Source organism: Paenibacillus sp. 1-8, from assembly GCF_056316205.1.
In genome coordinates this window covers 4,225,568-4,238,795 of the sequence record NZ_CM149995.1, presented here as the reverse complement: position 1 = coordinate 4,238,795, position 13,228 = coordinate 4,225,568, and the positions used below count along the sequence as shown (strand labels likewise).

Sequence of the window (13,228 nt, the reverse complement as noted above, 5' to 3'; positions counted from 1 at the left end):
GATTCGTTATTAAATATTAGATACTTTGAGCTTTTTAAACACCCGCCCAAAGTAGGTCAGATTGGAGAAACCTACTTGGGTGGCGGCCTCGCTCACGGTACAGTTCAATTGCCTCAGCAGGTGATCCGCCTCGTATATACGCAGCAGGTTCACATATTCGACGGCAACATGGAAGGTGAATTTTTCGGACATTCGCTAAAATAATAAATTACCTCACGCCCAGCGCATTCATCATTTGCCGGAAGGATTGCACATATTTATCCGGTGCTAACAGGTCGACGATCCTTGTCAGCCCCTTCTGGCGAATGGATTCGCGTTGTGGCACGTTGTTCATCAGATCCAGTCCCTCCAATACCGCCTGCGAGATATTTCCTTGCGTATAAAATTTACCCGTTACGTTGTGGTCGATGAAGGTTCGCACCCCGTCAGAATCAGAGCTGAGTACGGGGCAGCGGCAAGCCATGGCCTCAGCTACGGCGTACCCAAAACCCTCTACCAGCGAAGTGGACAACAGATGCCCGCCTGAATCGCCAATCATGGAGTAATACAGAGGCATTTTGGCATGAGGCACGTTGTTGAAACGTTCTACAATGGAGGACAAGCCAAGCTGTGTAACCATGCTCTCGAATTGTACCTTATCCTCTGGCTGCGAAAGGGTATTATCATAGAACATCCAGATGCGAAGATCCGGACGGTTTTGCAGCATCCAGTAAGAGATATCGATAAAATGCCTCCAGTTTTTGTTCGGCTCCAGTCGCCCAACCCATGCAATGACCGGATTGATCGGAGGAGTGTTAGGTACATAATTAAATACGCTGGTATCCAGTACGTTTGGAAACACGTAACGCTTAAGCCACGGACACATGCTGGAAAATAGTTCGACCAGATGCGTAGTGGTGGGTAGTAGTACTGCATTGGCGTATCTTTGAAGTAACGGTGTGGCTTCGCCTACTACCAATGCAGCCTCCACATGCGGACCGAAGCCCTGTGATTCATAGATTAGCACACCCTGATAGCCCAAAATGCGCAGTTTTGCGAGCATCTGGTAATCCGACGAGACGACGATGGCATCGTAACGGTGAGTGTGTATCAGACTAGAAATATCTCCCTCGGAAGAAGTCATAAACACGGGAATATCTCCATGCAAGTTTTGCATCCCCGAACCCTGCTGATAGTAGAGAAGATGGCATTCAATCCCGTCTTGGCTGAGCACCTTGCAGCGTTGGCGGTTCAAGGTTTCCACGCCGCCGCTGGGTATATAAAAGGTAAATAGAACTTTGATCTCAATAACCCCCTTCGGCCAATCGAAAGCTTCTTATTACCAAGGTATTCCGGCAAAAGGACGGGGTGTGGGTATCTATGGAGGCCTGGATTGAATCAGCATATAATTGTGGATGAGGCGGGTATCCTCGGGGGAGAGCTCCACTGCTTCTCTGGCAAAATCACATCAAGTTAACGAGTGTAAAAGTACATTCTTTCGTTCACATTTTAGACATATTATTTTAAGCTTATATTTAAGTGACTTTAAGCTGGAGTTATATGTGTGGGATTAACATTAGAGTTTAAAAGTGTTGCATGAGGTGCATGAGGGGGCCGCTTCTATATAAGCTGAACTAGAAAAATTCACATAAAAAACGGAGTAGACGGAATGGTGCTATACAAGCGAAGCGGTCGCTTTTGTCCCCGGATTTCTACCCTACTCATAGGTTTAATTCAAGAAATACGGGGGCGGTGGCGATGGGAAGCACCATCTGTCTGCGTAGTGGCGCTACATGTAACTTTTAAGTTCAGCTTATATAATGCATCATTTTTGATATGGGAAAAGGGAATAGAGATGTTGGGACGAATGGGTAGTTACAGTGAAAGACTATGATTTTGCAATATGATAAAAGAAAGGGTGAAGCGTGTGCTCAAGGTGCAGCAGGTGAGCAAGTGGTATGAGGGCAACCGGGGCGTACATAAGCTGGATTTTGAAATGCAGCGTGGCGAGATTGTCGGGTTTCTGGGGCCGAATGGTGCGGGCAAAACGACGACGATGCGTATGATTACAGGGTATCTCCAGCCGAATGAGGGAGTGATTACGATTGGTGGCATCCCGATTCAGGATCAGGGCAGACAGGCTCGTTCCAAAATCGGTTATTTGCCGGAAACGCCCCCTCTGTATGGAGATATGTCCGTTCGATCCTATTTAAAATTTGTGGCAAGCATTCGAGATGTGCCTGCGAGAGAACAAAAGCTGCGCATTTCCGAGATGATTTCCCGGCTTGGGCTGAACGGGCGTGAAAAGCAACTGGTACGGAGTCTTTCCAAAGGGTATAAGCAGCGTTTGGGGCTGGCGGGAGCGATTATTCATAACCCGGATTTGCTGGTGCTGGATGAGCCGACCTCAGGTTTGGACCCGAATCAGATTCTCGAAATTCGCCAGCTCATTCAGGAGATTGGAGAAAATCATACGGTGCTGCTCAGCACACATATTTTACCCGAGGTGGACGCCTTGTGTAATCGGGTTCTTATCATCCATGAGGGTGAGTTGGTGCTGGATGGACGGCCTGAGGCGCTCGGCGGTTCGATGGAAGACGGATTTAAGGTAAAAGTGGAGGTCAAAGGCAGCCGTGAGCAGGTGCTGAACGTTCTTCGCGCTTGGGGGAAAGTAGAGGTGGAGCTATTAACATCTGGTATATCTCAAGCTGACACGAAGCAGACTGCAACTGAGGAAGATTTGACCGGATGCTTACTGACAGGCGCTTCCAGTGAGGATTTCCGCGAGGAGCTTTTTTATGTGCTGTCTGGTGCGAAGCTTCCGATTTTGGAGTTGAAAAAAGAGAGCCTCAGCTTGGAAAATATATTCCAGCAGTTAACGACTCGCGAATCAAAAGCAGGTCAGGCCGATCAAGTGAATGTAGTGGAACAAGTCGAGCATTCGACGGAAAATGAAATTTCCGCAGGTGTTGCTGAGGACAGCCAAGAAGCTGCGTCCGGCAACAACAAAGCCGGGCAAGACAAGAGCACAGGAGGTGAACGGCCATGAGGCGCTTGTTCGCGGTCTGTCAAAAGGAGCTGCAAGCCTATCTATGGACGCCGACAACGTATTTTGCGCTTGCGGTGTACATGCTGCTGACCGGGTTGCTATTTTACACGAATTTTGTCATGTATCAGCCAAGCATCCTGGATTATCGGCTGGTACTTGGTGATACGCTGTCCATGCTGGTGTTCGTCGTCCCACTGCTCACGATGAGGCTGGTTGCGGAGGAATTCAGGCAGGGTACGGATGAGCTGTTGCTTACCTCGCCTGTGAGTGTGACGGAAATGATTGTAGGTAAATTTCTGGCGTCGCTGGGCATGCTGCTGATTTTGGTGCTGTGCAGCCTGGCGTATCCGGTCGTGATGTCCTTTTACGGATCGCTGGACTGGACACTCGTATTTACATCCGCAATCGGTCTGTTTATGCTGGGTGCAGCCATGATGGCCATTGGTCTGTTCGCTTCGACGCTTTCGCAGCATCAGATGATGTCTGCGGTCGTCAGCTTTATTATTTTGCTCGTGTTTTGGATGCTGGATTCGTTTGGTGGACAAACAGGCGCGTCTGCGGCATTGCAGCAATGGCTGGAGCCTTTTTCTCTAACCGCACGGTTTGACAGCTTCACCAAAGGTTTGCTGAACGGAGCCGATGTGCTGTATTACGTGACGGTGGCGGTGCTCTTTTTGTTATTCAGCATTCAGGTGGTCGAACGGAAACGGTGGAGGTGATGAACATGAAAAAATGGCTGGGTCATACAAACAGTGTGGTATTGTCGGTTGCTGCTGTAGGTATTTTTATTTTGCTGACGTTGTTTCTGCGTTCGCTGGGAGGCTTTCAGCTGGATTTGACGGCAGGCAAACAGTATACGTTGTCTGATCAGACATTAACGGCCATTCAGGGAGTGAAGGGAGACGTGCGTCTGATTGCTTTTACCGTATCGACTTCTCAAAATCAAAAGCTGAACCGGGACGTTACGGATATGCTGAGGGAATACGCCAAGCGTAACAGCAAGCTCAAGGTCGAGCAATATGATCTGAATCAGGAGCCGCTGTTGGCCAAGGAATACGGTGTCACCGAAGCATCCATCGTTCTGGTTCAGGGTGAGAAGAAACGTGTTATTGATATAGGTAGTCTGTTTTCACAGGCACAGGGAAGTAGCGAGGGGGCATACCAGTTTACCGGGGAAGAAAAGCTGACCAGCGGACTGCTGGGGCTATCGTCTACCCGCCAGGGAAAAGCTGTTTTCCTAACCGGACATGAGGAGATCCCTTTGTCCCAAATGACCGGATTGAGCAACTCATTGGCGCAGGATAATGTAAAAACAGAAGAAGTGCAGCTCAATCAGGCGGGTAGCGTGCCTAAAGATGCATCAGTGCTGGCTATTGTTGGGCCGCAACGGGATATCAGCGCGACGGAGCTGAAAAGCATTCGCATCTACTTGAGTGGTGGTGGAAAGCTTTTTCTGGCGTTGGGCTTTCATCCGAACATGCAATCGGACTGGAAAAATCTTGACGCACTGGCGGCTGATTACGGTGTAAAGGATACACATGCGATCGTGGTGGACCAGGAGCAGACGAATACGCTTGGACCTCTGTTTACAGTGCCTACCTTTGGCAGTCATGCGATTACGGATAAGCTGGCTGCGTCCAATCTGTATCCGGTGCTTTCGCTGTCTATTGCTTTGCAAGCGGGAGAGCAGAAGAATTGGAAGACTACGGCCTTGCTCAAATCTTCTGCTGCCAGCTATGGCGAAACGAATATTCAAGGGCTGCTAAACAACGAAACACAGAAGGATGACAAGGACCCGCAGGGGCCGCTTGATCTGGGTTACGCGGTAGATGGCAAGGACGGCAAGCCTAAAGCAATTATTCTCGGAACGTCGGCCCTTCTGAGCGACACCGAGATCAGCACGGGAGGCAATCGGGATTTTGTCCTGAACAGTCTGAATTATGTACAGGAACAATCTGACGGGCTTACCATTCGTCCTCGTCAGGAGCAGGATTATAAGGTGGTTTATTTGACTCCTGCGCAAGCGAAGACGATATTGACCCTATCCGTGATCGGATTGCCGTTGTTGTTCGCGGCAGCCGGAATCTTATTATGGTGGAGGCGAAGAAGAGCATGAGAAAATGGATACCCACAGTGCTGCTGTTAGTTGTATTGGGAGCGGGTATAGTCTATGCCAAGAGCCAAAACTTTTTTCGTGAACAAGCTCCCGCAGCTCGCCAACTGGTTCAGCTTACGCAGGGGAATATTACGTCTTTTGCTATAACAGGGAAGGAAGGCAAGTCGGTCGAACTTACACAACATGATGGCAAATGGAGCATGAGCAAGCCTCAGTCTTATCCGTTAAACGGCTATACGATTGATAATTGGTTAGCCGCTATTCAAAACGTGAAGCTCGGTGAGGTGGTGGAATCTTCTCCAAAAGACGTAGCCAAATACGGAATCAGCGCCACCAATAACCAAATACAGATCAAGACCAAGGATGGAAGCGAGCATACCTTTGCTTTTGGCGAAACATTGCCTTCCGGAGATGCTGTCTATGTGCTGTCAGATAAAAAAGAAGTGGCTTCCATACCTTTGGATACCCTTTCCGGGTTGCTTCTGGGTACAGCCGATTTTACCGATACAACGCCGTTCGACTGGGATGATGACAAGCTGAGCGGACTGGAGTGGGAAGGTCAGTCAGCCTCCTGGATGCTCAAGTCTTCCGGTGACGGAGGAACGGGGGAAAGCTCTTCCACAGCTTGGACGCTGAATGGAAAGTCAGTAACCAGTGATGTGGGGACTTCCTTATCGCAGCAAATCAAAAATCTGGCGAGTAGTCAGTCCTTGCGCAAAGCATCCGAGCTGAACAAACCTGTTCACCGCTTTACGCTGAGCGTATCGCTGGGCAAGCAGGACAATCCACAGCTGGTGTATCAGGGCTGGACGGTAAACGGTGACCCGGATACTGTATGGGTTGTGCCACCGCAAAGCAACTGGGCGTATGGGCTGTCGGCATCAGACGTGAAGCGTATTGAACAAGCTGGACATGACCAGGCTCAAACTGGAAAATAAACGTTAGAAATAATAATGCACGGCAAAGAGGCTCCATCGGCGGATCATCGTCGATTGGAGCTTTTTTGTGTTCGTTATTCGTCAGGCTTGCCGCTTTTGGAAGAGCGACGGTTCCCATCGTTTAATTCCTTAATGACCTCAATCAGCTCATGGAGCGAGATATCCAGCTTATCCAGTTTTTCTTCCATGGTGTGCAGGATGTGCCGCAACAAAATAAAGCAAAGACCTGCCGGAAAGCCTACGTTGGTTATCATAGAAAGAGCATCATCCATCTGCAATGGTTTCCCTCCTTTTTAGCCATATATAAAGGAAGGTAAATAAAAAGAACCGTATACAACCGGATCAAAAAATAGTATAATAAATAAGAACAAGTGTTCTTTTTTTGGTTGTAAAATGTGTTCTCAAATTACCCTATAATATGAGGATTTCGAAAAGCCAAATCCAAAGAGAAAGGGTGGTTTATGATGAATAAATCTCAGCTAACATTGGTTGAACAATATCGTAAAAAGCTGTACCGCATTGCATGGAGAATTCAGTATCGTGCCCGGGTACAAACCAATCATGAATTTGTCATGGAAAAGAACGAAGCCGTCGCTACTCCATCTTTTACAGACTCTGCAAACTCTAAAATGTACACTCTACAGCTCATTAACTCTCTACCATCTGAGATCGGAAAAGCCATCATCTTTGACCTTTACATACTAGACAAAACCGAAGCACAGATTGCAAGAGAGCTGAAGCTATCCCAACAGGCGGTGAATAAATGGAAAAAGAAAATGCTGAATCAATTATCTCAGATGCTGAGTTCATCAAACTGCTCCAATTAGCACGAGGCGGAGATCAGGAAGCTATGAGCAGGATACTTCATTTGTTCAAGGAAGATATTCAGAAAACCAGCCGGTATATCCGCATGTCCCGTGAGGATGCCGTTCAAAGTATTGTGACTGATTTTATAGAAGAATTACGGCAATGAAAATCATTATTTTACACGAGGGTTATTCTTTTTAATGAAATTAATGTTAAATATTTCTATAATAAAAATAATCCTCAACAAGGATGATTCTTATGGAGAATATTATTCAGAATGATAAAACAATTTTCTATAATTTGCGGGTGAATGGCGTTTGTACTCCTTAAATTTTCGTATAAAATAGCTGAAGTTTTCGAATCCAACCATTAAGGCAATATCTAATATTTTTAGATCTTTGTTTTTTAGCAGTGCGGCAGCTTTTTCGCATCGGAATACATTAATATAGGTAACGGGTGTTTTGCCGATTGTAGTTTGGAAATATTTGGAAAAATAATTTTTATTCATGTTTAAAATGGAGGCCAATTCTTCAAGTGATATTTTGCGATCATAATTGTTTTCAATATAGGTAATGACTTTTTTAATTTTTTCTTGTTTCCCGTTGATGTCGGTTTGTTTTCTTAAAAAGAGCTGCTGTCTCAGTAGAACTTCAATAATTTGAAAAAGGTTAATTTTAATGTTTAACGATGAGAGGGCATCTTCCATGTTTTTTAAAGAGATAATATTCATTAAACGATCCGTTATATATTCTTTCACCTCATCGTCCAAATCTGTGATGGAAGGAAATTGTAACTGCCCGCTTATTAAAGGTTTTAATATGGTATTTTGACATGTATCAGGATACTCAAAGTTTAACAATTGCGGTAGAAATACAATAGCGTGATGAATAGAAGATCCTGTTCCAGTCACTTGATGCAGATCCCCGGAGTTAATAAAAATAAAATTTCCTTTAGTTATCTTTACAGTCTCTGAGTTAACGGTGACTTCCATGATTCCATCCTCGACATAAATAAATTCCAATTCTTCATGCCAATGAAATCCTACATAATATTCGGTTCTTCTAAATTTACTATACACATGTAACGGAAAAAGCGGTGTACCATGAATAGAGTTTTCTTTTAACGATAATTTTACCATAATAAATCCCCTCAAAATGAGAATAGTGTTATTAAAATTCGGAAATGTGCAAGAAGTAAGCTATTGATTTGATTATACTGAATACGATTTCAGAATACAAAAGGGGAGCAATAGATGTTAGATAAACAAAGAAAATGGTGGCATAAAAGTGTGATTTACCAGGTTTATCCGCGCAGTTTTTATGATACTAATGGTGATGGGATTGGTGATATCAAAGGAATTATTCAAAAAATAGATTATATAAAGGATTTAGGTGCTGATGTAATCTGGTTAAGCCCTGTCTATCAATCTCCTAATGTGGATAATGGCTATGATATTAGTGATTATTATTCCATTTTACCTGAATTTGGAACCATGGAAGATATGGATAAACTGTTACTTGAAAGCCAGAAACGAGAAATGAGAATTATTATAGATTTAGTTGTAAATCATACTTCAGATCAGCATAAATGGTTTCAGGAGGCTAAAAAATCCAAAAATAATCCGTATCGGGATTATTATATTTGGCGCGATCCGGTTGATGGCCGTGAGCCAAATGAACTTAAATCTAATTTTGGCGGCTCGGCATGGGAATTTGATGAACATACTAACCAATATTATTTACACTTTTATAGCAAAGAACAGCCAGATTTAAATTGGGGAAATAAACAGATGCGACAAAGTATATGGAATATGATGAATTTTTGGATAAATAAAGGTATCGGTGGGTTTCGGATGGATGTTATTGACTTGATCGGCAAGGAACCTGACAAACTTATAAAGGAAAATGGCCCAAAATTACATGAGTATTTGCAGGAAATGAACAAATTTACTTTCGGAGGTAAAGATTTGCTAACGGTTGGGGAGACATGGGGGGCTACAACGGCAAACGGCAAACTATACTCTGATCCCAAGCGTAATGAATTAAGTATGATATTTCAATTCGAACATATGCAATTGGACAAAATGAAAGGTAAACAACGATGGGACTTGAAAAAGCTCGATTTAAGAGAATTAAAGCAGGTTTTGAGTAAATGGCAGTATGCGCTTGATAAGGAAGGCTGGAACAGCTTGTTTTGGAATAATCACGATTTGCCTCGAATTGTGTCAAGATGGGGAAATGACCGTGAGTACAGAGTCCAATCTGCAAAAATGTTAGCCACATTATTACATGGTATGAAAGGAACACCCTATATTTACCAAGGGGAAGAAATCGGTATGACAAATGCTACATTCGATTCTGTTGAAGATTATTTAGATATTGAAACACAAAATATTTATAGGGAGAGAATAGAAGCTGGATTTAAAAAAGAGGAAATTATGAAGGCTTTTTATATGAAAGCAAGAGATAATGCAAGAACCCCAATGCAATGGTCTGCGGATAAAAATGCAGGATTTACTACCGGGTCTCCTTGGATGAAATTGAATTCAAATTATACTCAGATTAACGTAGAAAGCGCTATCAAAGATTCGGATTCTGTTTTTTATTACTATCAGAAGCTGATTCATATCAGAAAAAACAATGAAAACCTGATATATGGTACGTATTGTCTCCTTGATCCGGAAGATGAAAGCATTTATGCGTATGAACGAATTTTTGAGGATAAAAAGCTTTTAATTGTATGTAATTTTTACGATCAGGAAAGAAGTTTCAAATTTCCAGTAAGCAGCAAAGACAAGGTGCAAATTTTAATTAGTAATTATGATGATTCCAGCTTAAATGTACAAAACCTTCAACTACGACCTTATGAAGCAATGATATACGAGATCATCGAAGGAGAGGCTAAATGAAATGAGCAATAATAAAATAGATAAGACAGCTAAGCAGGTTTTAGATGTTATTGGAGGACCGGACAACATCATAAGCGCGGCTCACTGTGCAACTCGTCTTCGTTTAGTGCTAAAGGATGAGTCTATTGCGAAAACGGAAGAACTTTCAGAAATTGAACTTGTGAAAGGACAATTTAGCAATTCAGGTCAGTATCAGATTATTTTAGGTGCAGGTACAGTAAACGAAGTTTATAACTCATTTATTAAATATGCAGATATTAAGGAGTCTACCAAAGAAGAACTTAAAAAAGAAGCAGATCATAAAATGAATCCGCTTCAAAAACTTGTGAAGCTATTGTCTGATATTTTTGTTCCGATTATTCCTGCTCTTGTAGCGGCGGGCTTGCTTATGGGGATCAATAATGTATTGACCTCTAAAGGACTGTTTTTTACAGGCAAGTCTTTAATGGATGTATACCCGAATATTACTGATTTTTCCAACATGATTAATATATTTGCTAACGCTGCATTCGTATTTTTACCCATTTTAATAGGGTTTTCAGCGACCAAAAAATTTGGTGGGAATCCTTATCTAGGGGCCGTAATGGGAATGATCATGGTGCATCCTGATCTCCTCAACGCATATGGCTATGGTGATGCAATTCTCAATAACAAAGTCCCTGTGTGGCATATTTTTGGATTGACTATTGAAAAAGTCGGATATCAAGGCACTGTTTTTCCTGTATTAGCGGCATCATTTATTCTGTCGTGGATTGAGAAAAAATTAAGAAAAATTATTCCATCTGTACTTGATAATTTACTAACACCATTACTAACTGTTTTCCTCACAAGTTTTCTTACATTTACAATTGTCGGTGGAATAATGAGAGCAGCAGGGAATCTTTTAGCAGACGGCATGGTCTGGCTATATGATGTACTCGGATTCTTTGGTGGTGGTATTTTTGGATTTATTATAGCTCCTTTGACATTGACAGGAATGCATCACAGCCTTCTTCCTATTGATATTCAACTCATTGCTGGAGGAGGGTCTTTCTTACTTGCACTCGTATCCTGCAACAATGTCGCACAAAGCGGAGCAACTTTTGCTGCTATGTTTCTTACCAAAGATAAGAAAATGAAAAGCGTGGCGGTGTCTTCGGGAATATCTGCACTGTTAGGAATTACAGAGCCTGCAATGTTTGGTGTGAACTTGAAAATGAAATTTCCGTTCTATGCTGCAATGGTAGGTTCGGCATGTGGATGTACTTATGCGGCATTTAAACATATATTAAATGTGGCCCCTGGACCTGCAGGAATTATTGGATTTGTAAGTATTGAAGCTGGTAATGTTATTAACTTTTTGATTGCTGTAACGATTTCATTTGTTGCAGGTTTTTTAATGACTTTAGTGATGTCAAATTCAAAAAAATTAAATAAGAGCTTCTAATTTTAACAGTTACAGCGCATATATACAGCCAACTACGTGGTTATTAAACGATCCGAATGGCTTTTCTTATTACAATGGAGGAAGGCTGTAGAGATTTTTTGCACCAGGAGGAAAAACTTTTTTCAATACTATGAAGTGGGATTATTAATAAAAATTTGATCGGAAAAGGGGCCAAAAGGACCTCAAATTCCACAGTCAAGTGGGAGATGAGGTCCTTATTTGCAACCAAATTCAAGATAAAATGGAGCTGACAAAATCGAAAATTGACTTTTGGGACAGCCCCTTTCGTACTTATACATCCATCCACAAATGGAAAAACTAATTAATCAACATACTTATTTCCGTCAGCATCAATATAAATGGATTGAACAGCTGTGCGGCGATACGGATATCCTGCCTCCGTGGTGCCGTTAATCTCATAGGTTACGGAATAGATACCGGGCTTGTCCGCTTTGGACAGCTCGATTTGTCCGGTGGGATTAACGGTTTTTTGCTGTATCGTAAGACCCTTGGTTGCAGAAGTAACTCCTTGCTGCGGATCACCGTAATATTGCACCTGATAGGTGACTTGCGTAACGCTGTCAGGGGAATCCTGTGGCTCCAGATTCAGCTTCGGACCTACAGCATTCAGATGATATTTCATCTCAGGAACCTGAGCTGCTTGATAGCGGGCAATCAGGAGATAAGCTCCTTTGCCGGCAATTGTGGCATTCAGTTTATAGATTCCAGGTTTTGGATTTGTAATAACTGCACTATGATGCCATGCACCAGCAAAAATTTCGTCATCATAACCTGCTTTAAGACTAACAATTTCGCTAGTACCGTCCGGCTTGGTCAGCTCGAGTTTACTCACACGTTTATCGCTGATCCAGTCCAGATTAATGGATTGAACCCCATTTTCAACGGTAAGGGTTTCTGAGGCTTTACCGTTATAGTCGCCGCCTCGGATAAAGTAGGAATTGTCGATATCGCTATAGGTGGATTGTAATGCAGAGGCAGTCAAGGAAGATGCTGAAAGTGCCTCAGATTCGTGATTCAATGCTGGAGTATTCGCTTGGAGGTAAGGTTGGATCAGGGAGAAGACGTAAGATCCGGTACGAACTTTGGCATGATCCCAGGGTCCGACTTTAACTACACGTCCACCGGGAAGCTTGGCATTGTCGACTGTGACTAGTCCATCATTCTTGCCAAAGGATGAGAGGTAAAGTCCGCCCAGTATGTAGGAAGCGCTGCCGTCAGACCAGTTATCACCAGCAAACGTGAAGAATGGGATTGTAGTTGCGTTGCTGAGTGCATCGGTCTTGGATCGGTAATACTTCATATAAGAGGTTTGTAAAGTAGAGGTGCCGGGATTTTGTGAGCCAATAATATCTGCCAGCCACCCGGCCCAGCTACTGTATGCGAGATCTGCAAGTTGTGAGCCATGATGGGGACTGCTTAGGGTAATCACACGTTGTACATAGGGAGCGGCTCCGTTATATACAAGAGCGGTTTGAGTATCCACTCCACCTTTGCTGTGGGCAATGATGATGAGTTTTTTTCCAAAGTGATTACTAATGACCTTAATTTTGTCGGCTAGAAGCTTTCCATTGTCCCACATATCCTGTGATGTGCCATTTGCATCGTACAGATTAACGGTGGCCGTCTGGTATCCGGCGTCACGTGCGCGCTGAAGCATGTCGTTATTATTCTTCCAGACTTCCGCGCTGCTGTTCAAACCATGTACAAATAATAGTGCGGGCTTGGCAGGGTCAACGCGATCAGGTGGTGGGCCTTCTGCCCAGCTTCCTCCAGGATCTTTCGGGGGGTGGGGTGTAGTGGAGCCTGCAAAAGCGCCGACGGGGACAAGAGTAACGGATAACAAAAAAATGAGCATCAAAACGGTGATCTTTTTCAAACTTGAAATCCTCCTTTTGTAAAATAAAGTATTTTTCAACCTTATTATACATGCCATCTTGTGGTAAATCATCAATTGTATTTCATATTTACATTAAAATTTTATTTT

Annotated in this window: 14 protein-coding genes; 9 read left to right on the top strand and 5 right to left on the bottom strand. The window is 43.3% G+C overall.

Annotation, left to right across the window (positions count from 1 at the left end):
- Window positions 1–9 precede the first annotated feature (9 nt).
- Entirely contained in the window at window positions 10–108 is a 99-nt protein-coding gene (locus AC0WRU_RS19460; protein ID WP_476128683.1) for a hypothetical protein, read from the bottom strand.
- On the opposite strand from AC0WRU_RS19460, the gene AC0WRU_RS19455 reads away from it, so the two are divergent.
- A complete protein-coding gene (locus AC0WRU_RS19455; RefSeq protein WP_476128721.1) occupies window positions 76–204 on the top strand; it encodes a hypothetical protein in 129 nt (42 codons plus the stop codon). The two genes, AC0WRU_RS19460 and AC0WRU_RS19455, sit on opposite strands and share 33 nt — an antisense overlap.
- A gap of 4 nt (window positions 205–208) precedes the next feature.
- Here the strand turns inward: AC0WRU_RS19455 and AC0WRU_RS19450 are convergent, their stop codons facing one another.
- On the bottom strand, window positions 209–1,234 hold the full coding sequence (locus AC0WRU_RS19450; protein ID WP_476125991.1) for a glycosyltransferase family 4 protein: 1,026 nt from the start codon (window positions 1,232–1,234) through the stop codon (window positions 209–211).
- 648 nt (window positions 1,235–1,882) lie between these two features.
- On the opposite strand from AC0WRU_RS19450, the gene AC0WRU_RS19445 reads away from it, so the two are divergent.
- The 4 genes from AC0WRU_RS19445 to AC0WRU_RS19430 are packed head-to-tail and all read left to right on the top strand — an operon-like array spanning window position 1,883 to window position 6,082.
- Window positions 1,883–3,028 (top strand): ABC transporter ATP-binding protein, encoded by a 1,146-nt coding sequence (locus AC0WRU_RS19445; RefSeq protein ID WP_476125990.1) that lies wholly within the window; start codon window positions 1,883–1,885, stop codon window positions 3,026–3,028.
- Window positions 3,025–3,747, top strand: a complete 723-nt coding sequence (locus AC0WRU_RS19440) for an ABC transporter permease (RefSeq protein WP_476125989.1) — start codon at window positions 3,025–3,027, stop codon at window positions 3,745–3,747. The genes AC0WRU_RS19445 and AC0WRU_RS19440 overlap by 4 nt, the downstream gene beginning before the upstream one ends.
- Before the next feature lie 5 nt (window positions 3,748–3,752).
- Entirely contained in the window at window positions 3,753–5,144 is a 1,392-nt protein-coding gene (locus AC0WRU_RS19435) for a GldG family protein (RefSeq protein ID WP_476125988.1), read from the top strand.
- A complete protein-coding gene (locus AC0WRU_RS19430; protein WP_476125987.1) occupies window positions 5,141–6,082 on the top strand; it encodes a DUF4340 domain-containing protein in 942 nt (313 codons plus the stop codon). The genes AC0WRU_RS19435 and AC0WRU_RS19430 overlap by 4 nt, the downstream gene beginning before the upstream one ends.
- Window positions 6,083–6,156: 74 nt before the next feature.
- Here AC0WRU_RS19430 and AC0WRU_RS19425 read toward each other — a convergent pair whose 3' ends face one another.
- The gene (locus AC0WRU_RS19425) at window positions 6,157–6,354 is read right to left on the bottom strand and encodes a hypothetical protein (RefSeq protein WP_476128682.1); all 198 of its coding nucleotides are present in this window, start codon (window positions 6,352–6,354) and stop codon (window positions 6,157–6,159) included.
- 192 nt (window positions 6,355–6,546) lie between these two features.
- On the opposite strand from AC0WRU_RS19425, the gene AC0WRU_RS19420 reads away from it, so the two are divergent.
- Both AC0WRU_RS19420 and AC0WRU_RS19415 read left to right on the top strand, forming a co-directional pair.
- Window positions 6,547–6,909 (top strand): sigma-70 family RNA polymerase sigma factor, encoded by a 363-nt coding sequence (locus tag AC0WRU_RS19420; RefSeq protein ID WP_452485274.1) that lies wholly within the window; start codon window positions 6,547–6,549, stop codon window positions 6,907–6,909.
- 23 nt (window positions 6,910–6,932) lie between these two features.
- Window positions 6,933–7,055 carry a hypothetical protein gene (locus AC0WRU_RS19415; RefSeq protein ID WP_245233286.1) on the top strand — a complete coding sequence of 41 codons (123 nt, stop codon included), beginning with the start codon at window positions 6,933–6,935 and terminating at the stop codon, window positions 7,053–7,055.
- 102 nt (window positions 7,056–7,157) lie between these two features.
- Here AC0WRU_RS19415 and AC0WRU_RS19410 read toward each other — a convergent pair whose 3' ends face one another.
- Window positions 7,158–8,027 (bottom strand): helix-turn-helix domain-containing protein, encoded by an 870-nt coding sequence (locus AC0WRU_RS19410; RefSeq protein ID WP_476125986.1) that lies wholly within the window; start codon window positions 8,025–8,027, stop codon window positions 7,158–7,160.
- Between the two features lie 114 nt (window positions 8,028–8,141).
- Between AC0WRU_RS19410 and AC0WRU_RS19405 the strand changes: the two genes are divergently transcribed.
- Window positions 8,142–9,797 (top strand): glycoside hydrolase family 13 protein, encoded by a 1,656-nt coding sequence (locus AC0WRU_RS19405; RefSeq protein WP_476125985.1) that lies wholly within the window; start codon window positions 8,142–8,144, stop codon window positions 9,795–9,797.
- Between the two features lies 1 nt (window position 9,798).
- Window positions 9,799–11,223, top strand: coding sequence for a sucrose-specific PTS transporter subunit IIBC (locus AC0WRU_RS19400; RefSeq protein WP_476125984.1), 1,425 nt, complete (start codon window positions 9,799–9,801; stop codon window positions 11,221–11,223).
- A gap of 322 nt (window positions 11,224–11,545) precedes the next feature.
- Here AC0WRU_RS19400 and AC0WRU_RS19395 read toward each other — a convergent pair whose 3' ends face one another.
- On the bottom strand, window positions 11,546–13,120 hold the full coding sequence (locus AC0WRU_RS19395) for an esterase/lipase family protein (RefSeq protein ID WP_476125983.1): 1,575 nt from the start codon (window positions 13,118–13,120) through the stop codon (window positions 11,546–11,548).
- Between the last annotated feature and the right edge of the window lie 108 nt (window positions 13,121–13,228).